Annotated in this window: 23 protein-coding genes; 6 read left to right on the forward strand and 17 right to left on the reverse strand. The window is 61.0% G+C overall.

The window, feature by feature from the left end; translation table 11 throughout:
* Nucleotides 1-62 precede the first annotated feature (62 nt).
* Complete coding sequence (locus QFI97_RS07300; protein WP_095098335.1) at nucleotides 63-389, reverse strand: DUF883 family protein; 327 nt, start codon at nucleotides 387-389, stop codon at nucleotides 63-65.
* 216 nt (nucleotides 390-605) lie between these two features.
* Here QFI97_RS07300 and QFI97_RS07305 point away from each other — a divergent pair, with 216 nt between their 5' ends.
* On the forward strand, nucleotides 606-968 hold the full coding sequence (locus tag QFI97_RS07305; protein WP_331833947.1) for a DUF2002 family protein: 363 nt from the start codon (nucleotides 606-608) through the stop codon (nucleotides 966-968).
* Nucleotides 969-1,077: 109 nt separating this feature from the next.
* Here the strand turns inward: QFI97_RS07305 and alaE are convergent, their stop codons facing one another.
* Nucleotides 1,078-1,527, reverse strand: coding sequence for an L-alanine exporter AlaE (gene alaE / locus QFI97_RS07310; RefSeq protein WP_095098329.1), 450 nt, complete (start codon nucleotides 1,525-1,527; stop codon nucleotides 1,078-1,080).
* 788 nt (nucleotides 1,528-2,315) lie between these two features.
* Here alaE and stpA point away from each other — a divergent pair.
* Nucleotides 2,316-2,714, forward strand: a complete 399-nt coding sequence (gene stpA / locus QFI97_RS07315) for a DNA-binding protein StpA (protein WP_095098327.1) — start codon at nucleotides 2,316-2,318, stop codon at nucleotides 2,712-2,714.
* Nucleotides 2,715-2,783: 69 nt separating this feature from the next.
* On the opposite strand, the gene QFI97_RS07320 is transcribed toward stpA, so the two are convergent.
* The 4 genes from QFI97_RS07320 to QFI97_RS07335 form a co-directional block, all read right to left on the reverse strand.
* Nucleotides 2,784-2,963, reverse strand: a complete 180-nt coding sequence (locus tag QFI97_RS07320) for a GDFGVC terminal motif YodC-like protein (RefSeq protein WP_331833944.1) — start codon at nucleotides 2,961-2,963, stop codon at nucleotides 2,784-2,786.
* Between the two features lie 129 nt (nucleotides 2,964-3,092).
* A complete protein-coding gene (locus QFI97_RS07325) occupies nucleotides 3,093-3,614 on the reverse strand; it encodes a rhodanese family protein (RefSeq protein ID WP_095098322.1) in 522 nt (173 codons plus the stop codon).
* 9 nt (nucleotides 3,615-3,623) lie between these two features.
* Nucleotides 3,624-3,923 carry an ArsR/SmtB family transcription factor gene (locus QFI97_RS07330; RefSeq protein WP_346430822.1) on the reverse strand — a complete coding sequence of 100 codons (300 nt, stop codon included), beginning with the start codon at nucleotides 3,921-3,923 and terminating at the stop codon, nucleotides 3,624-3,626.
* A gap of 123 nt (nucleotides 3,924-4,046) precedes the next feature.
* Nucleotides 4,047-5,828 carry a sigma-54-dependent Fis family transcriptional regulator gene (locus QFI97_RS07335; protein ID WP_331833939.1) on the reverse strand — a complete coding sequence of 594 codons (1,782 nt, stop codon included), beginning with the start codon at nucleotides 5,826-5,828 and terminating at the stop codon, nucleotides 4,047-4,049.
* A 262-nt stretch (nucleotides 5,829-6,090) separates the two neighbouring features.
* Here QFI97_RS07335 and exaC point away from each other — a divergent pair, with 262 nt between their 5' ends.
* Nucleotides 6,091-7,611 (forward strand): acetaldehyde dehydrogenase ExaC, encoded by a 1,521-nt coding sequence (gene exaC, locus QFI97_RS07340; RefSeq protein WP_095098313.1) that lies wholly within the window; start codon nucleotides 6,091-6,093, stop codon nucleotides 7,609-7,611.
* A 72-nt stretch (nucleotides 7,612-7,683) separates the two neighbouring features.
* Here the strand turns inward: exaC and QFI97_RS07345 are convergent, their stop codons facing one another.
* The 7 genes from QFI97_RS07345 to QFI97_RS07375 are packed head-to-tail and all read right to left on the reverse strand — an operon-like array spanning nucleotide 7,684 to nucleotide 14,651.
* Nucleotides 7,684-8,646 (reverse strand): oligopeptide/dipeptide ABC transporter ATP-binding protein, encoded by a 963-nt coding sequence (locus QFI97_RS07345; RefSeq protein ID WP_331833937.1) that lies wholly within the window; start codon nucleotides 8,644-8,646, stop codon nucleotides 7,684-7,686.
* The gene (locus QFI97_RS07350) at nucleotides 8,639-9,625 is read right to left on the reverse strand and encodes an ABC transporter ATP-binding protein (RefSeq protein ID WP_346430823.1); all 987 of its coding nucleotides are present in this window, start codon (nucleotides 9,623-9,625) and stop codon (nucleotides 8,639-8,641) included. The genes QFI97_RS07345 and QFI97_RS07350 overlap by 8 nt, the downstream gene beginning before the upstream one ends.
* Nucleotides 9,625-10,518: a D,D-dipeptide ABC transporter permease gene (gene ddpC, locus QFI97_RS07355; protein WP_095098305.1), complete on the reverse strand. Its 894-nt coding sequence runs from the start codon at nucleotides 10,516-10,518 to the stop codon at nucleotides 9,625-9,627. Before ddpC ends, QFI97_RS07350 begins: the two co-directional genes overlap by 1 nt.
* On the reverse strand, nucleotides 10,519-11,538 hold the full coding sequence (locus QFI97_RS07360) for an ABC transporter permease (RefSeq protein WP_045857765.1): 1,020 nt from the start codon (nucleotides 11,536-11,538) through the stop codon (nucleotides 10,519-10,521).
* Nucleotides 11,539-11,597: 59 nt separating this feature from the next.
* Nucleotides 11,598-13,154 (reverse strand): ABC transporter substrate-binding protein, encoded by a 1,557-nt coding sequence (locus QFI97_RS07365; RefSeq protein ID WP_346430865.1) that lies wholly within the window; start codon nucleotides 13,152-13,154, stop codon nucleotides 11,598-11,600.
* 2 nt (nucleotides 13,155-13,156) lie between these two features.
* Nucleotides 13,157-13,741 carry a D-alanyl-D-alanine dipeptidase gene (gene ddpX, locus QFI97_RS07370; protein WP_095098302.1) on the reverse strand — a complete coding sequence of 195 codons (585 nt, stop codon included), beginning with the start codon at nucleotides 13,739-13,741 and terminating at the stop codon, nucleotides 13,157-13,159.
* 37 nt (nucleotides 13,742-13,778) lie between these two features.
* On the reverse strand, nucleotides 13,779-14,651 hold the full coding sequence (locus tag QFI97_RS07375; protein WP_331833931.1) for a MurR/RpiR family transcriptional regulator: 873 nt from the start codon (nucleotides 14,649-14,651) through the stop codon (nucleotides 13,779-13,781).
* Nucleotides 14,652-14,785: 134 nt separating this feature from the next.
* On the opposite strand from QFI97_RS07375, the gene QFI97_RS07380 reads away from it, so the two are divergent.
* From QFI97_RS07380 to QFI97_RS07390, 3 genes are all read left to right on the forward strand, one after another.
* Nucleotides 14,786-14,941: a hypothetical protein gene (locus QFI97_RS07380; protein WP_157349161.1), complete on the forward strand. Its 156-nt coding sequence runs from the start codon at nucleotides 14,786-14,788 to the stop codon at nucleotides 14,939-14,941.
* Nucleotides 14,942-14,966: 25 nt separating this feature from the next.
* Nucleotides 14,967-15,728, forward strand: coding sequence for a transporter substrate-binding domain-containing protein (locus QFI97_RS07385; RefSeq protein ID WP_346430824.1), 762 nt, complete (start codon nucleotides 14,967-14,969; stop codon nucleotides 15,726-15,728).
* 93 nt (nucleotides 15,729-15,821) lie between these two features.
* Entirely contained in the window at nucleotides 15,822-17,015 is a 1,194-nt protein-coding gene (locus QFI97_RS07390) for an MFS transporter (protein ID WP_346430825.1), read from the forward strand.
* A 5-nt stretch (nucleotides 17,016-17,020) separates the two neighbouring features.
* Here QFI97_RS07390 and QFI97_RS07395 read toward each other — a convergent pair whose 3' ends face one another.
* Genes QFI97_RS07395 through QFI97_RS07410 form a run of 4 tightly spaced genes read right to left on the reverse strand, consistent with a single transcriptional unit; the run spans nucleotide 17,021 to nucleotide 21,480 of the window.
* Nucleotides 17,021-18,613 carry a cyclic peptide export ABC transporter gene (locus QFI97_RS07395; protein ID WP_346430826.1) on the reverse strand — a complete coding sequence of 531 codons (1,593 nt, stop codon included), beginning with the start codon at nucleotides 18,611-18,613 and terminating at the stop codon, nucleotides 17,021-17,023.
* Nucleotides 18,614-18,644: 31 nt separating this feature from the next.
* Nucleotides 18,645-19,484 (reverse strand): iron chelate uptake ABC transporter family permease subunit, encoded by an 840-nt coding sequence (locus tag QFI97_RS07400; protein WP_346430866.1) that lies wholly within the window; start codon nucleotides 19,482-19,484, stop codon nucleotides 18,645-18,647.
* Complete coding sequence (locus QFI97_RS07405) at nucleotides 19,485-20,630, reverse strand: iron chelate uptake ABC transporter family permease subunit (protein ID WP_346430827.1); 1,146 nt, start codon at nucleotides 20,628-20,630, stop codon at nucleotides 19,485-19,487.
* Nucleotides 20,623-21,480 carry an iron-siderophore ABC transporter substrate-binding protein gene (locus QFI97_RS07410; protein WP_346430828.1) on the reverse strand — a complete coding sequence of 286 codons (858 nt, stop codon included), beginning with the start codon at nucleotides 21,478-21,480 and terminating at the stop codon, nucleotides 20,623-20,625. Before QFI97_RS07410 ends, QFI97_RS07405 begins: the two co-directional genes overlap by 8 nt.

Consider the following 21,480-nt stretch of genomic DNA (forward strand, 5'->3'; position numbering starts at 1 on the left):
CCCTGCATACCGACGGCATACAGGGGTTGACGCGTATTTGTTATCTTCGTCTTACATTTATATTATCGGCGTAAATTCAGCAATACGCCAATAAATAGCCCAACTGCGGCGGCGGCGCCGACGCTTTGCCAGGGTTTGTCGCGCACGTAGGTGTCGGCACAGCCGACGGCATCACGCGCGGCCTGCTGCACGCGGTTGTTGCCGTTGATGCGCGCGCGGGTTTCTTTCAGCAATGCCTGCGCCTTTTTCCGCGCAGCCTCCGCTTCGTCTTTTGCATCGCTGCCCCACGATTTCAGCACTTCTTCCAGCGTATCCGCTAATTGGCTGACATCGTTATGAATATCCTCAGCGCTTTCATCTACATTGTTGCGATTCACACGGTTGGCCATTGATTTCTCCCTTAATTTCATCGATACCCGCCATACTTCAGGTTGCACTCACGTTGCTGTCGCTTTGCAATCTGCATTATTTAGGGTAGAGCGATTAAGTGTAGGACAAGATTTTGAATTATGCTTTTAAACCGTGGTTTCTGGAATTTTCCGAAAGCCCTGCCAATCATGAATAAGGTAAGGTAAATGTGCGGTAAAAGATAACGAGGAATGAGTATGTATTTAAGACCCGATGAGGTGGCGCGTGTTCTTGAAAAAGCCGGCTTCACCATGGATGTTGTGACGCAAAAAGCGTACGGCTATCGCCGTGGCGATAATTATGTTTATGTGAACCGCGAAGCGCGCATGGGGCGTACCGCTTTAATTATTCATCCGGCGCTCAAAGAGCGCAGCAATACGCTGGCGGACCCCGCTTCGGATATCAAGACCTGCGATCATTACGAGCAGTTCCCGCTCTATTTAGCCGGTGATGCGCAGCAGCATTATGGTATTCCACACGGATTCAGTTCACGTATTGCGCTTGAGCGCTTTCTGAGTGGCTTATTCGGCGAAGCGCAGCCGACGATGTCCCATAATTAACTAGCGGATTTCCGCATCGATGTGCGAACCGATCGCAGCTGAGGGATGATAACAAGGATGTGAATGCAGAAAGCGACTGGCGCTTGCCAGTCGCTGGTTGGCTATGGGCTCAGGCTTTCGCCTGGCGGTAGGCGCTGACGCGGAACAGGCGGCGGCAGTAATCAAGAAAGTAGCCATACGCCGCGCCCATCATCATCGAAATGACGATATTCGAACTCACCGCGGCGGCAATCTGATGCCAGTCGGCACCCACCACAAACAGAATCGCGACGTACACCGGCGACTGGAAGGTTACATAGGCGACGACGTCGGCAATGTTCTTCATCCAGCCTGTCGGACTGATATGGCGCGCCAGGCGCATCGCGCGGTCGCGGTAAAAACCGTAGGGTACGGCAATAATAATGTTTACCGGAATAGCGACCAGACGTGAAGATAACGACTGCTCAAAAGTCATTCCGGAGAGGAAAATCTCGATCATCATGTTCACGACGGTGCAGTACACGACCATCGCAAAGGTGTCTGCTACCGCATGACGCAAGCGGGACTGCGCAGAGAACATCGGTATGCTCCTCGAAAATAAAGTCTGTTACGCCAAAAAATTCGCGCTGTTATAGCGTTTTTGGGCTGTATGTTTTGATGTGAGTAGGTTATATCTCTGGCTTGAAGGTGGCAACTAGCTGTAAATTTTTATTTAATGGCTTTTTGTCTATAAAATACTCTGCGGAAGAGTGTTCGCTGAGCGTTTCGCTAGTTTTATGCTGATTTTTATTTTTATCATTAATTATCAGTAAGTTATTGTTGTTATAAGTGTGTTGCGTAAAAGATAACCCCGATGGGTAAGTCCTTGTCCAGCGCATTTTTCTGGCAGTGGTGTGATATTTATCACTTTTAGATTTATTATGCACATTATGCCGATTAATCCAGCGTAATATGCTGTTGCGGACTCCTTTTTGCCATTCGATTTTAATGCATGCTTATGCAGAAGCTGGCGGGCGCGGCGCGCTTCACCATTGGCGATATTATGCAAAGGCTCTCCGCATCCTCGCCATATCCGCATGACGGAGCACGCGCGCTCCTTCTGGTTATTTTCCATTTCGCGACGCGGCCCTCAGGGTAATTTCAGCGAGCAGATTGCCGTTGCGCTAATCTGAATAATTCGCAACGCCCGGCGCTATAACAGATCCTATCCGCGCAGGCCTGCCGTCCAGCTTGTGTATAAAATAATTCACACTGGAATTATCTTTATATATTTATGCGGGAATGTTAAGGGTGGTAATAAATAACCTCGGCCATTAAAATGGCGGCGTAATTTTGTTTCGTTTTTTAGCCGGAGTCTTTTGGAAATTTATGTCTTTAATATTACGCAAACTGAATAATATCCGCTCGCTGCGTGTCATGACGCGTGAATTCTCCATTGACGTTCTTGACGATATGCTGGAAAAGCTCAGGACCGTCACTGAAGAAAAGCGCGCCCGGCAGCAGGCTGCTCGCGAGCAGAAAGCTGAATATCAGGAAAAAATGAGTGCCTGGCTGGAGCTGATGATGGCCGATGGCATTACGCCGGATGAGCTGCTCGGCCAGCAGACGTCGCCGGGAACGAAGAAAGCGCGCCGGCCGCGCCCGGCAAAATATCGTTTTATCGATTTTAACGGCCTGGAAAAAACCTGGACGGGCCAGGGCCGTATGCCGAAGCCAATCGCCCGCGCGATCTCCGCGGGTAAAACGCTGGAGAGTTTCCTGATTTAATATTTATCCCCGCAGCTGCAGGCTCGCTGCGGGAGAGATTAATCACGGTGGGGCTACCCACCGTGAATATCAGCAAACGCCGAAATCGCCGTCTTCGGTATAGGGCGTAACGTCGGCCGATTTGAAGGTAAATTTCTCGCCCTGCTCATTGCTGGCCTGCACGGCGACAATTTGATCGCCCTCGACGGCCACCACTTTAAGCTTTGGACCGCCCGTTCGCGGCTGTACCAGATCGCCCGGTGAATACATTATCTCTCTCCTCTGCATGAATAATCCGACGCTTCATCCTGCTACCTGCCGTGACCCTGCGTCGCGATTGCGGATATTAACCATAGCTCAGCCAAACGGCAGGAGACAACTGACCTGAAGGAGTAGGTCTCAGCGTCGGTTCCACGGCATCACGGCCAGCAGCCGCGCCATGCCGCAAAAGCCGGTGATACCGGCGAAGGTCAGCCCGACGCCGACGAAGGCGCTCAGCAGGAAAAAGCCGCTGCCGAAGCCGTATCCCAGCACCACGCCGAGGAGTATCAGCCCGCCGGCGGCGATCTGTACCTGACGCATCAGCGGTAGCGGCTGGGATTTATCCTCTTTGACCGGCAGGCCCGCCGCTTTCCAGGCCTGAATACCGCCGGCCAGCAGCCTGACCTGCGCCGGAGCGGCGGCGGCCAGCAGGCGAATGGCGTTATTTTGCGTCCGCGATCCCGCCTGGCAGTGGAAAATAATCGTCTGATCGGCGGTGGCTTGCAGCGTGGCTCCGCCGTTCAGGGCGCTGAGCGGGACCAGCTCGGCGTCGGGAATGTGCTCGCGGGCATACTCATCGGCGTCGCGGATATCAATTAATCTGGCGCCCCGGGCGATTTGCGTCCGGGCTTCTTCAGGAGAAAGGGTGGCGATAGTCATGGCGGCTCCTTAAGGGCAATAGATGGCCTTCAGCGTGGCGATAATCTGCTGGACGGCAGGATCGGTGATGAAGTAATGGATGCGCTGCGCCTCGCGCCTGCTGTCGATGAGGCCTTCGTCGCGCATACGCGCCAGATGCTGTGAGGTTGCGGAAGGGCTCAGACCGGTAATCTGCGCCAGCTCGCCGGCGCTGGCGTTCGGCGCGTCGCAAAGCATGCACAGAATCATCAGCCTGTTTGGGTTACTCATTGCTTTTAACAGGGCCGCGGCTTCCCCGGCGCTGACCTGCAGCTGCTGTGGTGTATTCATCTCTTTATTTTAGCATTGTCTAAATTTAGATTATTCTAAAATAAAGCGGCGGATTACGCCAGCGCTAAGGGCGGCGTGTTGACGTCGTCGCTGCGATCGCGGGGCGCGATGCCCCGCAGAGGGCTAATTGCGTCCCGATCGCGCGGCCCGGCGATAGAGCGTGCTGCGCGCCACGCCCAGCGCCTGCGCCGCTTTACTGATATTACCGTTGTAGGTGGTCAGCGTATCGGCAATCAGCTGGCTATCATGCTGCTGCAGTCCGCGCGGCGCGGCGGATACTGGAGCCGCCCGGTACTCTGCGGGTAAATCGTCGACCTCGAGGCGGGCACCGTCGTCGGCCAGCGCCAGCAGAACTTTCATCAGGCTTTGCAGCTGCCGCACGTTGCCCGGCCAGGGCTGACGGGAGAGATTCTCCAGCAGGCCCGGCGACAGCAGCACCCGGCGCTGGCCCGCTCCGAGCGCCTGCCATAGCCGCTGGATAAATGCCGGGAGCGCCGGCCAGTCGCGCAGCGGCGGAATGGTTAAGGCAAATTCCCGCAGGCGATAGAACAGATCCTCGCGAAACTCTCCGTCGGCGACGCGCTGCGCCAGGTTACGGTGGGTCGCACAGATCACCGCGAAGTTGACCGGGGAGCTTTGGCTGGCGCCGAGCGGAGTGACCTCTTTTTCCTGCAGCACCCGCAGCAGCCGCGTCTGCAGCAGCATCGGCATATCGCCAATCTCATCCAGGAACAGCACGCCGCCATCGGCCTCGCGAATTTTACCGATATAACCGTTTTTGCTGGCGCCGGTGAAGGCGCCCGGCTGATAGCCAAAGAGCTCTGACTCAATCAGCGATTCGGGAATAGCGGCGCAGTTGATGGCGATAAACTTACCGCTGCGCCAGCGGCTATGCTGATGCAGCGTACGGCTGACATACTCTTTTCCGCATCCCGTTTCTCCTTCAATACACAGCGCGATACCGGCATTGAGCAGACGCACCATTTTTTCCCCTTCGCGCGGGCTGGCGAAGGGGAGGTCGACGCCCGGAGGGGCCGGCACCGCCACGGCGCTGCGGGTGGGAGCGCGTAACCGATAATAGTAGCTTTGTCGCCGGACGGTAAGCGGCAGCGGAACGGCGACCGCGGTTTGCGTCAGCAGCGGAAAGAGCTGCTGGAAGGTGATGTGGCCTAGCTGCTCGCTGCTCAGCCCCAGCTCGCGCATCGCCAGCCGGTTGCCGGCGGTGAGCACGTTATCGGAAAAGACCAGCAGGAGCTCTTCGACGCTGTCGAGCTTTTGCGGCTGAGAGTGCAGGCTCATCAGCCACTGCTGCGGGTGCAAACTCTGTTTTACCCACAGATACTCTATCTGTTTGGCCGCCTCTTTCACCCATCCCAGGGTATGCGGATGGGGGAAATGAGCCGGCCCGGAAATATCCAGCACGCCGGCAATTTGCCCGTCAGGACTCTGAATGGGGATGGCCGCGCAGTAGAGATCCTGGTTACTGGTGAGAAAATGCTGGCGGCCGTCAATTTCACAGCTGTCATCAATCGCCAGCGCGGTACCGATAGCGTTGGTCCCGCGGCCGCTCTCGCTCCATAAATTTCCCGGCGCGAGAGCAAAGCTCTGCGCCTTGCGCATGGCGTGCATGTTGCCGAAGGTTTGCAGCACCAGGCCGCTGGCATCGGAGAGGATCACCACCGACTGCAGGTCGGCGACTTTACGCGACAGGGCGCTAATCACCGGCTGCGCGAGCTGCTGCAGCCCGCTATGGCTGGCCAGCAGATCCGCCAGCTCGCCGGATCGCAGGCGCGGGAAGTCATCCGTCGTGGGCTGCAGGCCATACAGCTGGCTGCGAAACCACGAATCGCTGAGCAACGGATTAGCTGTTACCTCCGGGGCGAGGGTAAACGGGTTTCCTTGCACGGAGCACCTCATGGTCGGCTGAGTTATGTTGCAACATTGTAGCTTTGCGGTTTCTTATGTGTTGCGATTTGCGACACAGAAGCAGAAATCAATGCGGCAGCAGGCGCCATGCAGACGAGAATTCGCTATTAATTATCTGATTTTATTTATTATTTTAAAGGAGGGTAAAACTGGCACAACCCCTGCAATAGCGTTGATGCAGCAGGCAAGAGCAAAAAACCAATACGCCGCTGCGCCTCAACCCTACAAGAAGGAGATTGCAATGCGTTATGCTCATCCTGGCACCCCGGGCGCGTTAGTTTCACTCAAATCCGCCTACGGCAACTATATTGACGGTAAGTTTGTCGAGCCGCTCGGCGGCGAATTCTTTATGAATACCTCCCCCGTGGACGGTAGCGACATTGCGCAATTTCCCCGCTCCGATGCCAAAGATATTGATTTTGCCCTTGATGCCGCGCACCGCGCCGCGGACGCATGGGGAAAAACGTCGGTCCAGCAGCGCTCCAATCTGCTGCTGGAAGTTGCCGATCGCATCCAGAAAAACCTCGAGTACCTGGCGGTGGCGGAAAGCTGGGATAACGGGAAGCCGATTCGCGAAACGCTGAACGCCGATCTGCCGCTGGCGGTCGATCACTTCCGCTATTTTGCCGGCTGCCTGCGCGCGCAGGAGGGGAGCACCGCCGAGATCGACGAAACCACCGTGGCCTATCACTTCCACGAGCCGCTGGGCGTGGTGGGGCAGATCATCCCGTGGAACTTCCCGCTGCTGATGGCGGCGTGGAAGCTGGCGCCGGCGCTGGCGGCGGGCAACTGCGTGGTGCTCAAGCCGGCAGAGCAGACGCCGCTCAGCATTACGCTGCTGCTGGAAATTATCGGCGATATCTTCCCGCCGGGCGTGCTGAACGTCGTGCAAGGCTTCGGTAAAGAGGCCGGGGAAGCGCTGGCGACCAGCAAACGGATCGCGAAAATCGCCTTTACCGGCTCCACGCCGGTCGGCCGGCATATTATGGCCTGCGCCGCGGAGAATATTATTCCCTGTACCGTTGAGCTCGGCGGCAAGTCGCCAAACATCTATTTTGCCGACGTGATGGAGGGTGAAGACGAGTTCATTGAGAAGGCGGTGGAAGGGCTGGTGCTCGGCTTCTTCAACCAGGGCGAGGTTTGCACCTGCCCGTCGCGGGCGCTGATCCATGAATCCATCTACGAGCCGTTTATGGAGCGGGTGATGGCGAAAGTCGCGCAGATTCGCCGCGGCGACCCGTTTGATACCGATACGATGATCGGCGCCCAGGCCTCGCGTCAGCAGTTCGATAAGATCCTGTCGTACATTAAAATTGCTCGCGAAGAAGGCGGTCAGATCCTCACCGGCGGCGAGCGCGCCAGCATTACGGCGGAGCTGGATAACGGTTACTATATTCAGCCGACCCTGATCAAGGGGCGCAACGATATGCGCAGCTTCCAGGAGGAGATTTTTGGCCCGGTAATCGGCGTGACCACCTTTAAGGATGAAGCGGAAGCGCTGGCGATCGCCAATGAGACCCAGTTTGGCCTCGGGGCCGGCGTCTGGACGCGCGACACGAACCTGGCCTATCGCATGGGGCGCGGGATTAAAGCGGGCCGCGTGTGGACAAACTGCTACCACGTCTATCCGGCCCACGCGGCGTTTGGCGGCTATAAGCAGTCCGGCGTCGGGCGCGAAACCCACAAAATGGCGCTGAACGCCTACCAGCAGACGAAAAACCTGCTGGTGAGCTACGGCACCGCGCCGCTCGGTCTGTTTTGATTGAAACTCCGCCGCGTCACTCCGTGACCGGCAGATAAAACCCGCCACCTTATGCTCAGGTGGCGGGTTTTTTTAGTTTACGCCGCCGCGGGCAAGGGCCTCCGCCTGCCAGCAGCGGGCCGAGGTGCCGTTAGCCAGCGGGCGCAGCGGCTGCGGCTTTTCACAGCCTGCGCTGGCGAAGGGGCAACGATCGCGAAAATAGCAGCCCTCCGGCAGATGCCGGTTGCCGGGCAGCTCGGTGTTGCGCGGCGCGTCGCCCAGCGGCATGCCAATGCGCGGCACCGAATCCATCAGCAGCCGGGTATAGGGATGAGCCGGGGCGTCGAGGACCTGACGCGCCTCACCCATTTCCACGATTTGCCCGAGATACATCACCGCCACGCGGTCGCTCATATGGCGCACCACCGAGACGTTATGCGAGATCAGCACGAAGGTCAGGTTCTGCTGTTTTTGCAGCTCAACCAGCAGATTGAGGATCTGCGCCTGCACCGAAATATCCAGCGCCGAGGTGGGCTCATCCAGCACGATAATATCCGGCTTCGCCGACAGCGCGCGGGCGATCGCAATGCGCTGCCGCTGGCCGCCGGAAAAGGCGTGCGGCAGGCGGTCGAGGTACTCCGGGCGCAGCCCAACCTGTAGCGCCAGCCGTTCGGCGAGCTCGCGCCGCGCCTTCTCGCTGGGCCGGGACTGGATCCACACCGGCTCGGTAATGGTCCGCCAGACGGGCAGGCGCGGATCCAGAGAGGAGAGCGGGTCCTGAAAGACCATCTGCATGCTGCCGGCGGAGCGCCCGGCAGCGGAGTCTCCGCCGCGTTCGAACTGGCCGGAAGAGGGTTTGAGCATGCCCATCAGCAGCCTGGCGAGGGTGCTTTTCCCGCAGCCCGATTCGCCGACGATGCCCAGGGTTTCGCCGCGATATGCCGTCATATCCAGGCCGTTTAGCGCATAGACGCGCTCGACGACCTTACCGCGCCAGTTCTTGCGCGCCGGGAAGTTAAGATGAACATCGTTCAGCGTTAATAGCCGGTCAGACATGGGCGTTCTCCCGTTGCGGATACCAGCAGGCCGCCTGCTGTTCGGTGGGTTCGATTAGCCGCAGCATCGGGGCGATCCCGCAGCCCTCGCCGGCGGCGAAGCAGCGTTCGCGGAAGGCGCAGCCGCCCGGCAGGCGCGCGAGATTTGGCACCGTGCCGGGAATCGATTGCAGCGGCGATCGCGGTTCGCCGTTATCCGGGGCGCTGTTCAGCAGGCCGACGGAGTAGGGATGCAGCGGATGGTGCAGCACCTGCGGGGTCGAACCGCTTTCGATAACCGCCCCGGCGTACATAACGTACAGCCGATCGCAGACCTGGGAAACCACCGCCATGTCGTGGCTGATAAACAGCACCGCCGTTCCCGTGGCCTGCGCTTTCTGTTTTAACAGACGCAGGACCTGGCGCTGGACGGTGACGTCCAGCGCGGTGGTGGGTTCGTCGGCAATCAGCAGGTCGGGCTCGCAGGAGAAGGCGATGGCGATCATCACCCGCTGGCGCATCCCGCCGGAGAGTTCGAAGGGGTAGCGCTCCATCACCCGCTGCGGGTCGGCGATCTGCATATCCGCCAGCAGCGCGGCCGCCCTGGCGCGCGCCTCGCGGGCGGAGAGCGGACGGTGCTGGCGGATAACGTCCACCATCTGTTTGCCAATCCGCCGCGTCGGGTTCAGGGCGGTCATCGGCTCCTGGAAAATCATCGCCACCTTGCGGCCGCGAATATCGCGCATCTCTTTTTCAGTTGCGCCGAGGATATCGTCGCCCATCAGGGTTACCTGGCCGCTGTGAATCCGGTAGCTGCCCGGCGGCAGCAGACGCATCGCCAGCATCGCGGTAACGGATTTCCCCGACCCCGACTCGCCCACCACGCCAACAATTTCACCGCGGTCGATATGCAGGGAGACGGCGTTCAGGACATGCACCGCGCCCTGGTAGACAGGGAAGCTTAAACGGACGTTATCGATAGTCAGAACCCGGTTATTCATTAGCTGCGTCCTCCGGACTTCGGATCCAGTAAATCCTGAATCCCATCACCAAACAGATTAAAACCGACTGCGGTAATCAGGATGGCGGCGCCGGGGAAGGCGCAGTACCACCACTGATCGAGAACATAGTTGCGGCCGTTGGCCACCATCGCCCCCCATTCGGCGGTGGGCTGCTGGGCGCCGAGGCCGATAAAGCCTAACGTCGCCGCCATCAGAATGGCGCTGCCGATATCCAGCGAAGCCTGCACCACCAGCGGCGGCAGCGCATTGCGCAGGATATGCCAGCTGATCAGATGCCAGCGGGAGGCGCCGAAGGTCACGGAGGCTTCCACGAAGCTGTGCTGGCGCACCACCAGCGTCTGCCCGCGCGCCAGGCGGACGTAAAAGGGGATCCGCACGATAGCGATCGCCAGCATGGCGTTGAACAAACTCGGGCCCAGCGCCGCGGCCAGCGCCATCGTCAGCACCAGCGAGGGGATCGACAGCATGATATCCATCAGCCGCATGATCAGCGCATCGCTGCGCCCGCCGAGGACCCCGGAGAGGCAGCCCAGCAGCGAGCCGCCGATCCCGGCGATCAGCACCACCGCCAGCCCGGCGGCGATCGATTGCTGGCTGCCGATCAGCACCCGGCTAAACAGATCCCGGCCCACTTCGTCGGTGCCAAACCAGTGGCTCAGCGACGGCGCCTGCAGGCGGGCGGTCAGATCGATGGCGTTGGGATCGTGCGGCACCAGCCAGGGGGAGAAGATCATCAGGAACAGCATGATCAGCATAATGCCGCCGCCGATCAGCGTCAGCGGGCTTTTACGTATCAGCCACAGGCGGCGTTTCCACGCGTGGCTGCGGCTGATTTTCACGCCGACGCCGGGGCGTTCCTGGGTCATCATCACTTAGCTTTCTCCCCGACCCATACGCGGGTCTATCCATAAATAGAGCAGGTCAACGAGCAGGTTGACCAGCACGTAGGCAAATGACACCACCACGGCGAACCCCATCACCGCCGGGAAATCGAGCGCCTGAATCGAGGAGACCACGTAGGCGCCCATCCCGGGCCAGGCGAAGACGGTTTCGGTTAGCACCGCGCCGTACAGCAGATCGCCCAGCGCCAGCCCGAGCACGGTGACCGAGGGGATCAGCGCATTGGGCAGCGCGTAGCGCATCACGATGGTCCACTTCGGCAGGCCGCTGGCCAGCGCGGTGCGGATATAATCTTCGCTGAGCTGCTCCAGCATCGCCGAGCGAATCTGGCGGGCAACAATTCCCAGGTGGACGAAGGCCAGGGTGGTGGCCGGTAGAATCAGGTGCTGAAGCGCGTTAAAGAACACCTCCAGGTTGCCTTCCAGCAGCGAGTCGATCAGATAGAAACCGGTCACGTGGGTCGGCGGGTCAAACCAGTCGTCAAGACGTCCGCTGCCCGGCAGCCAGTTCAGCTTGCCGTAAAACAGGACAATCACCCCCAGCCCCAGCCAGAACGCCGGGGTGGAAATCCCGGTCAGCGCCATCAGGCGCACCAGATGATCGGTCCAGCGGTTGCGGTACACCGCCGAGAGCACGCCGAGCGGAATGCCGACCACCAGGGCGATAAACAGCGCGCATATCGCCAGCTCCAGCGTCGCGGGGAAGAAGGTTTTCAGATCCTCCAGCACCGGGCGACCGGTACGGATAGAGGTGCCGAGGTCGCCGTGCAGCAGCGCGTTGACGTAGTGCAAAAACTGCTGCCAGAGCGGTAAATCCAGCCCCAGCTGCTGGCGAATATGGCGCACGATCTCATCGCTCGCGCGATCGCCCGCGAGCAGCCGCGCAGGGTCGCCGGGAATAAGGTGCGAAATAATAAACGTGATTGCGCATACGCCGGCGACGACGAGGATCAGTCCCCAGCTGCGTTGTCGTAATAAACCCCAGAAACTCATCATGACGTCCTCTGCCGGGCCGATGGCTGCCCGGCATCACAAGGTTAAGGTGCGGCCCGCTATTTGTGCATCTCGGCAATATTGAAGATCTGTTCGAGCATCGGGTTAAAGACGAAGCCTTTGACCTCTTTGTTCATCGCCACCTGATAGTTTTTCTGGAACAGATAGACGTAGGCGGCCTCATCGATAACCGTTTTCTGCGCCGCCTGATAATCCGCGGTTCTCTGCGCCTGATCGGCGGTGGAGACCGCCTTCTTGAGCAGGGCGTCAACCTGAGGATTCTCATAGAATGAACGGTTGCCCGGCAGCCCTTTTTTATCCGACTCAAACCAGTAGTTCATGAACATATAGGGGTCGGCGAAATCCGGGCTCCAGTTGCCGATGGCGATGTCGTAATCCCCTTTGCCAATCCGCTCGCGCATGGTGGCGTTAGCCAGCTTTTCGAGCTTCACCTGGATACCCAGCGCCTGCAGATTCGCCTGGGTGGAGAGGGCGATAGGCTCCCAGTTAGGGTCATTATCGGAGTAGAGGAACGACAGGGTTTTCGGCTTATCCGCCACTTTCTCCAGCGCGGCTTTGGCCTTATCCATATCGAGGGAGTACTGCATAGCGCTGGCGTCATAGCCCCACATGCCGTCCGGGATCGGGCCGCGCATCTGCTTGCCGTTGCCGCCGAGGATCCCGCTGACCATCCCTTTATAGTCGGTGGCCCAGGAGACGGCGCGGCGTAAATCGACCTGATTCATCGGCGCCTTGCCGTTGTTAAGGTACAGGTAGGTGACGCGCAGCGCCGGATAGTCATATACCGCGACGCTATCCTCTTTTTTCAGCGCCGCGAACTGATCTACCGGCAGCGCGTCGGCAATATCCAGATCGCCCTTGGTTAGCTGCAGGCGGCGGGCGGAGCTTTCGCCGATAATCTTCACCGTTACCCGCTTAAAGACGGGTTTAATGCCGCTGTAGTGCGGATTGGGCACCAGCACCAGCTGCTGGCCTTTCTGCCAGCGCTGCAGCATGTAGGCGCCGGAGCCGGCGGTGTGCTCCGCCAGCCAGGCGCGGGCGTCGTCGCCGGCGTTGGCCTTCAGCACCGCCGGATTGACGATCGACGCGCCGTCGTTGGCGAGGGTATGCAGGAACGGGGCGAAAGGCTCCGGCAGAGTGAAGCGGACCGTGGTGGGATCGACGGCATCAATTTTCAGCCCGCTCGGGAAGGCTTCCGAAGGACCTTGCTTAATGCGCATCAGGCGTTCGAAGGAGAGCTTGACCGCCTCGGCGGTGACCGGCGAGCCGTCATCAAACTGCATGCTTTTGTGCAGCGTAAAGGTCCAGGTTTTACCGTCATCGGAGACCTGCCAGCTCTCCGCCAGCTCGCCCTCGACGTCCGTCGAACCTTTCCCGTCCTCGGTTTTATATTTTACCAGCCGCTGGTAGGCCGGGTAGGTGACCGTCCAGTCGTTGTTATCGATGGTCACGGCCGGATCGAGGGTCTGCGGATCGGCGGCTTTGCCGATGACCAGCATATCTTTGGGGACCGCGGCATAGGCCGGCGCGACGGCGGCGGCCAGCGCGACGGCCAGCAGCAGTGGGCGAAAAGCGGTTAAGGGGGTGCGAATCATTTTCATGGCGTAACTCCGTCAGTCCTGGCCGGGGCCAGGCAGGCAAAAACATCATCAAGGAGCGGATAACCGGCCGCGTCCGGTAGTTCGAAGTGCCACCATTCCGTGGAAATACCCTTAAAGCCGCCGCCAAACATAATGGCGTTCAGCAGCAGGCGGTTACGCTGAGCGGCCTCGGGAAGCGCCGGGTGGTAAGGGTGGGACAGGTCATCCATCTCATCGAAGGCGGTGCCCATATCCAGCGGCTGGCCGTTTTCGTCGAGTAACGTCACATCGATGGCGGTACCGCGGCTGTGGTTCGAACCCAGCGCAATCGGCACCACGTAGTCCTGATTCGGACAGGCGTTCCACAGCAGCTGCTGAGCCTGCTGCGGACGATAGGCATCGAGAACCAGCAGCGTCAGGCCGGCCAGCCGGGCGATGCGCAGAGACTTCTCCAGCGCCGCCGCCGCATCCGGGTGCAGCAGGCAGCGGGCTTCGGCATAAATGGGCTGGCCGGTAATGTTATCGGCGCTGGCGTACTTGAGGTCGACGGGGAGCGCCGGAAACCGCGCGCGGATATCGACCAGAGAGACTTGCTGATTCATCTGTTATTTCCTGTCCTGGAGCCTGGCGAGCAGGCGCTTATTCACGTTCAAATTGACCAAATTCCTGCTGCAGCGCGCGGTTCTCAGCCAGGCGCTGCGACAGCGACGGGCCGAGCCGTTCGACCACCGCCGAGAGCAGCAGGTTGAAAAGACAGCTGATTGGCGCGGGCGAATCCCAAAAGTGGCCGGTATCGGTTTTGACCTGCAGCAGATCGAGCGGATAGTCGCGGGCCCACGGGCACCAGATGTCGGTCACCAGCGCGGTGGCAATGCGCCGGTCGGCGGCCACCCGGCAAAACTGGCGGGCGGTGCTGGAGTAGGCGCGGGTATCGGTGATCACCACATAAGGATGCTCATATTCGGAGTTCAGCGCCTCCAGCCAGCTGCCGGAGCTGCCGTCGGCGTAGGTCACCCGCGGGCGCAGGTATTCAAGATGGCTAAAAAAGGCGTTGGCAAGACCGCGCGTTGACTGAATGCCGATCACAATCACCGTGTCGGCCTGCGCAATCCGTTCGCTGATGCGGGCAAAGGTCTCTTCCTGCGCCAGCTGGTAGACGTAGCGGATAGCGTCAAGCTCCATCTGCAGCGACAGGCTGGCGCGGTCGGGCTGCGCCTGCTGCTGCTCCCAGGAGTCGAGGCGATCGATGACGCCCCAGTGCTTATAGGGCACCGGCGCGCGATCCTTCAGGCTGTTTTTGACGTCGTCGAGGTTGCGGTAGCCCAGCTTGCGCAGATAGCGTCCGACGGTGATCCCGCTGGTACCGGTCGCCTGGGCAATGCTGTCAGCGGTCTCAAAGGGGATATGCTGGCGATGGCTCAGCAGCCAGCTGCCGATGCGCTTTTCGCTAGGCGTCAGCTGGCTAAAGGTCGCCTCAATGGTGCGAAACAGCCCATCGCTATTATCGTTCATCCTTACCCCCGGTGATATTTGGCTCTCATAAACCATTCCGCTGTTACTCAGCTAACAAAGCACGATGCATGCCATCTATTACGGAACACCGTCGTTTGCGGTATTACGGGGAAAAGAGTGGAGGCAGGCGAACTATGAGCGTAGATTTTCGCCAAAATATGCACAAAGAAGGTGCAACATTTCCTGGTTGTGCATCACAAAAAGAAAACATATGGTTAACAAAATTATCATTAATGCCCGTTAACGAAAAAAGAAAACCGGCGGACATCAGGCGTGAAGAATTAACATAACTGACTAATTAATAAGGATGATTGTATGAAGATTAAGGTTTGTATTGCCCTGGCGCTGGCGAGCATTGCCTGCAGCAGCCTGGCACGTGATATGCAAACAATTCAGCAAAGCGGCGAGCTGAAGGTCGGCGTGCCGGGAGATTACGCCCCGCTGGCGTTTCATAATGGCGTCGGCGAGCTGCTCGGTTATGACGTTGATATGGCAAAAGATCTTGGCGAGAAGCTGGGCCTTAAGGTGACGTTCGTGCAGACCAGCTGGCCGACTCTGTCGGGCGATCTGCAGGCCGATAAGTTTGATATCGCCATGGGGGGCGTCACCGAAACGCCGGAGCGGGCCAAAGATTTCGCCCTCAGCCATCCGGTGGTCGTCAACGGCAAAATTGCCCTCGCCAGCTGCATGGCCGCGCCGGCGCTGGGGAGCCTCGAAAAAATCGATCGGCCGAACGTGAAGGTGATTGTGAACCCCGGCGGTACCAACCAAAGCTATGTTGATGCGCATATTAAACATGCGCAGATTATCCGGGTGAAAAACAACGTTGATAACCTCGAAGCGCTGCGGCAGAAAACCGCCGATATGATGGTGACCGACCTGATTGAGGGCATCTATTACCAGAATAAAGAGCCCGGCGTCTTTTGCGTCGCCAACGAACGGCCCTTCCCGGGAACCGCCAGTTTTAAGGTGTACATGATGAAAAAGGATAATCAGCCGCTGCTGGAGAAGGTCAACCGCTGGCTGGATAGCCAGGATAAAAATGTGCTCAAGCAGAAGTGGAAAATTCACGAATAGGCGCTGGCGATTGTCTCGTTGCCGGGTAAAGTGACTGTTTTACCCGCCGCGCAGGCGCGCTGCGGCCGCATCGAAACCGGATAACGAAAATTTATGAACGCTGAGATAACCCTGCCCGTCAGGCAGCAAAACAACAATATTATCCGTCTGGCTACCGCCCAGGCGCTGGCGGGGGCCAACTCGGTGGTCTTTTACGCCACCGGGGCGATTGTCGGCAACGCCATTGCCCCCGATAGCACCCTTGCCACGCTGCCGATCGCCATTTTTGTCCTCGGGATGGCGGCCTGCATTTTACCCTTTGGCTTTCTTGCCAGAAAGCGCGGGCGCCAGGCGGTCTTTATGCTGGGAACCGGCGCCGGGGTCCTGACCGGCCTGCTGGCCGCTCTGGCGGTGGTGCTCGGCGCATTCTGGCTCTTCTGCGTGGCGGCATTTTTGGGCGGCGCCTACGCGGCGGTGGCGGTCTCGTTTCGTTTTGCCGCCACGGACGGCGTCGGCGTTGAGCGCCGCGCCCGGGCGCTGTCGCTGGTAATGGGCGGCGGCGTGGCCGCCGGGGTGATCGGCCCGATGCTGGTGACCGGCACGATGAACCTGTGGCCGGCGCATACCTTCGCCATGACCTTTATTGCCCAGGGCGCGGTGGCGGCGGTTTCAGCGCTGGTGCTGCTGGGGGTCAAGTCCGCAGAGCCGGTGGCCCAGGCGCGGAGCGGCGGCCGCCCGCTCGGGGAGATCGTGCGCCAGCCGGGTTTCGCCCGCACGGTATTCAGCGGGGCGGTGGCCTACATGGTGATGAACTTCCTGATGACCGCCGCGCCGCTCTCCATGCACCTGCACGGGATTTCTCAGCAGGCGTCGAACCTCGGCATTCAGTGGCACGTGGTGGCGATGTACGGCCCCGGCTTTTTTACCGGCAGGCTGATCGCCCGCTTTGGCGCCGGGCGAATTAATGAGGCGGGGCTGGCTCTTCTCGCGCTGTCGGTGCTGGTTGGGCTGGCCGGGACCGAGGTGATGCACTACTGGATATCGCTCATTCTGCTGGGCATCGGCTGGAACTTCGGTTTCACCGGCGCCTCGACGCAGATTATGGATTTCCATCGTCCGGAAGAGAAAACCCAGGTGCAGTCGCTGAACGACTTTATCGTCTTCGGCGTGATGATGGTGGGGGCCTTCGCCTCCGGCGCGCTGATGAATCTCTTCGGCTGGAACGCCGTACTTTGGGGCTCGCTGGTTCCGGTGATGGCGGCGCTGGCGGCGCTGCTTATCGGCGCGCGTGCTAAGCGCCAACCCTGAGGCACCTATACGATCCGCCCCGACTCCAGCTTGATAATGCGATCCGCGAGGTGGAAGTAGCGATCGTCGTGGGTGATGGCGACGATGGTTTTGCCCTCGGCCTTCAGCATCGGCAGGAGCTCAAGATAAAACACCGCCTTAAACTCCGGGTCCTGATCGGCCGCCCACTCGTCGAACAGGTACAGCGGGCGCTCCTCAAGCCACGCCTGGAGTAGCGCCAGCCGCTTGCGCTGTCCCTGCGACAGGGCTGTGGTTGAGAACCGTCCCTCGGTAAAACGGACCTTGTGCTGCAGCTTCAGGAGCTGCAGCAGATGGTTAACCTGCTCCGCCGTGCGCTCGTGGACAAATGCCACGTCGTCGAAAAGGAAAAAGTCGTTAAATACCGCCGAGAATAGCTGGCGATAGCCCTCCTGCTGGTCGCCGGCGACGGCGCGGCCGTTAAGCACAATCGCGCCGCTATCCGGCGGATAGAGTCCCACCAGCAGGTTAGCGAGGGTGGTTTTACCGCTGCCGTTGCCGCCGACGATAAACACCAGCTCGCCCGGGGAGAAGCGCATATCGAGCGGGCCGAGGGTGAAGCGCTCCCCATCTTCGCCCTGGTACCGATAGCGGATCTCTTCCAGCGCCAGGGAGCGAAAGGGTTCCGCAGGCAAGGGGCGCTGCGGCTGCTCCGGCGGCAGATCGTCGCGCAGCTGCTGCACCCGCTGCAGCGCGACCCTGGCGCTGGCGAGGGTCGGCAACGACGACAGCACACCTTCCACCGGCACAATCATATACAGAAATATCATGACGTAGCCGGTGATGGTCGCCGGCTCCAGCAGCAGCAGATCGCGCAGGCCGAACAGCACCAGGCCGATAAAGGCAAAGAACAAAATGCTGCCCCAGCTGGTGGCGAGTCCGTACAGCACGTAGCCGCGGGTACGCTGCCGGCGCACGGCCTCGATATTATCGGCCAGCTCGCCGGAGACAAACCGACGGCGACGGTCGGCGTTAAGCCGATATTCGCGTCCGCCGTCGAACAGCTTTTTGCACTGCTGAATCAGGGTATCTTCCCGCTGCCGCGACTGGCGCAGCAGCCCCATCGCCCGACCGTGCGCGGCGCGATAGCCGAGGCTGCCGAGGGCGATTGCCGCCAGCGCCAGCCCGAGGACGCTGGCGGAGAGCGTGGCGAGATAAACCAGGCAGCCGGCGATCACCGCGCCGTAGATGAACAGGTTGGGCAGGCTGACGAAAAACACCACCAGGGTGTCGAGGTCCTGGGTGAGAACCGATATCGTTTTGCTCATCCCGGACTTCTCCAGCTGCAGCCAGCGGGTTTCGCTGACCTGCCGGGTCAGCTCGCCGCGCAGGCGGGCTTTCACCTTCTGGCCGAGATACATAAAGGTAGTCTGCGAGATCACGCGGGCTGCCAGCATCAGCAGCGCCAGCAGCGCAAACTGGAAGCCGGGCCCGAGCCAGCGCTCGGTCTGCGGCAGCGTCAGGCTGTGGTTAATCATCGCCAGCAGCGAGGCGTTGCTAAAACCGCTAATCAGCCCGGCGACCACCGCCAGCAGCAGCCAGCCGCCGACCATTCGAAATAAAATCAACAACACCGACATGCGAAATTCCTTATTCATTGCTCACAACGCGTTATGCGGATTGACGATGGGCCCTGGAGCGGATCAGCGGCCAGACCAGCAGCGGAACGCCGATAAGCGATGCCACCAGCCCAACCGGCAGCTGGCGCGGATAGAGCGCATTGCGCCCTAGCCAGTCGGCGACCGTCATAATGCCCGCCGACAGCAGCGCCGCGGCGTACAGCTGAGCCAGCGGCCCCTTGACCCCGAGCCGGCGCGCCAGATGCGGCCCCAGCAGGCCAATAAACGACACCGGGCCCACCAGCAGGGTAGCCAGTCCGGTCATGACTGCCGCCAGCGCCAGCACGCCCAGGCGGGCACGGGGCAGGGAAACGCCCAGCGAGCCGGCGACGCTGCCCAGCGGTAGCAGCACCAGCCAGCGGCGAAACAGCGGCGTCAGAGCCAGCAGGATCAGGGTGGCGATAAATAAAACCTGAGCCAGCGGGGCGCTGATGTAGTAGGTGCTGCCGGTCATCAGCGGCAGCAGTATCGAGCTGGCGGCAAGGTTGTTGAGCATCACGATGCTCACCGCCGCCTGACAAAGGGCGTTCAGCGCCAGACCGTTGAGCAATACCCGCTGCGGATTAAAGGCGCTGCGGCGGCTATTCCACATCGTCAGCAGCAGGCTGATGAGCGCCCCGGCCAGGCTGCTGAGCAGCAGAAAACCGCTTCCCTGAGCGGGGAACAGCAGAATATAGACCGTTACTCCCATCGCCGCGCCGCCGCCGATGCCCAGCACTTCCGGGCTGGCCAGCGGGTTGCCGCTGACCCGCTGCATCAGGACTCCCGCTGCGGCCAGCAGGGCGCCGGCGCTGATGGCCGCCAGCAGCCGGGGGATCCGCAGCGGCAGCAGCTACGCCAGCTCGCCGCGGGTCGCCCAGTGCCAGTGGCTTATTCCGTGGCCGAGGAACAGCGAAATCACGACGGCCGCCGCCAGGGCCAGGGCCGCCGCCCACGGGATCCAGCGCCCGGCGGGCTGCGCCGGAGCCAGCGGCGGCGGGGAGGTATCAATCCCGTGCTGGCGGGCGTGGCGCGCCAGCAGGATCAGCAGCGGCCCGCCGGTTAGCGCGGTCAGCATCCCCACCGGCAGCAGCTGGCCGTTGAACAGCGAGACCTTTGATACGCAGAGGTCGGTAAACCACAGCAGGCCGGCGCCGGTCAGCGCGCTGTGCAGCATCAGCTGGCGCGAGGTGCGGGCGCCGCCAAAGCGCGCAAGGTGCGGCGCGGCGAGGCCGAGAAAGCCAATCACCCCGACGGCGTTGATAATCAGCGCGCTCATCGCCAGCGCCAGCGCGACCGCGGCGCCGCGAATGCGCAGCGGCGAGGCGCCGAGGCCGCTGACCATCGTTTCCGGCAGCTGCAGCAGCTCCAGCGGACGCAGCAGCAGGGCCAGCAGGAGCGCGCAGAGCGCCAGCCACGGCAGCAGCGCCAGCAGCAGATGACCATCTTCCTGCGCCAGCGAGCCGCCGCCCCACATCAGGACGGTCAGCAGAAAGCGGTCGTTGACGATCGCGATCAGCATCGTCAGCGCCCCGCACCACAGGTTGATCATCATGCCGGCCTGAATCATCACCAGCGGGGAGAGACGCTGGCGCCAGCTCAGGAGCAGCACCAGCAGCAGCGCCGCCAGCTCGCCGCCGATAATCACCGCCATTCGCGGCCCGCCGGTCAGTGCCGGCAGCCACAGCGACGCCAGCCCCATCGCCAGGGTTGCGCCCGAGGTCAGGCCGAGGGTCATCGGCTCCGCCAGCGGGTTACGCAGCGCGCGCTGCATCAGCCAGCCGCACAGCCCGAGCGTTGCGCCGCTGACGATGGCCATTCCCTGACGCGGGAGCCACATGCCGTGCAGGATAATCGCCGTCGGCTGCGCGTTTTGCGCGCTGAACAGCGCATGAAATCCGCCCTGATGCAGTACGTCGCTGACCGCCAGCAGCAGGGAAATCAGCCACAGGATGGCGATAACGCCCCACGACAGGCGGCGGGAAAAGGATTCAGGCATGGTGCCACCCCGCCATCAGCTGGCTGAAAATATCGGCAAAACGCCCGGCGGTGATCAGCGCCCCGGCGTCGCTGATGGGCTGCTCAATCAGCCCGATGGGATAGCGCGACGTCAGCGGCAGGCGCTGCCAAAGTGGGCTTTGCCGCCAGCGGGCGAGCGCTTCACGCCGCTCTTCGGCCACCAGCAGGATCAGCCGCGCGTCGAGAGTCGCGATGCGGGTCAGCTCCATCAGCACGTTCCCCTCCGCCCCGCCGCCGCCGGGCCAGCCGTTGCGCATGCCGCAGGCCGCCAGCACGTCGCCCGGCAGGCTGCCGCTGGTATAGAGCTGCAGGTGCAGGGCATCGACCGGGGCGGCGAATATCACCGGCTGGCGCAGGGTTTGCGCGTAGCCGCGGGCGCGGGCGATTTGCTGATGCAGGCGGGCGAGCAGGCTCTCCGCCTGCGCCTGGCGCTGCAGCGTGGCGCCGAGCCGGCGCGTGGATTCGATAAACGCGCCCAGCCCGTGGGCGGGAAGCGTCAGGATCGGGGCTATCTTTTCGAGGGCTGGCTTGAGCAGGACGTGCTGGGGAGTGACCACAATGCGGTCAGGACGCAGCGCGTAGAGGGTTTCGAGGTTCGGCTGAAACAGCAGCCCCAGGTCCTGCACCGTCTGCGGCAGGGCGGGGGTAGGGATCAGTTTGCGATACCACGCCGGCGCCGAAACGCCGACCGGCGTCACGCCGAGGGCAAGGATCGTCTCCGCCAGCCCCCAGTCCAGCACCGCCAGCCGTTGCGGCACCGGCGTACCGCTGGCCCACGACAGGGCGGGGGCCAGCAGGGCGGCAGTTAACAACCTGCGTCGTGAAAGCAT

The sequence above is a fragment of the Klebsiella scottii genome (assembly GCF_036561945.1).
In the GTDB taxonomy this organism is placed as follows: Bacteria; Pseudomonadota; Gammaproteobacteria; order Enterobacterales; family Enterobacteriaceae; genus Klebsiella; species Klebsiella scottii.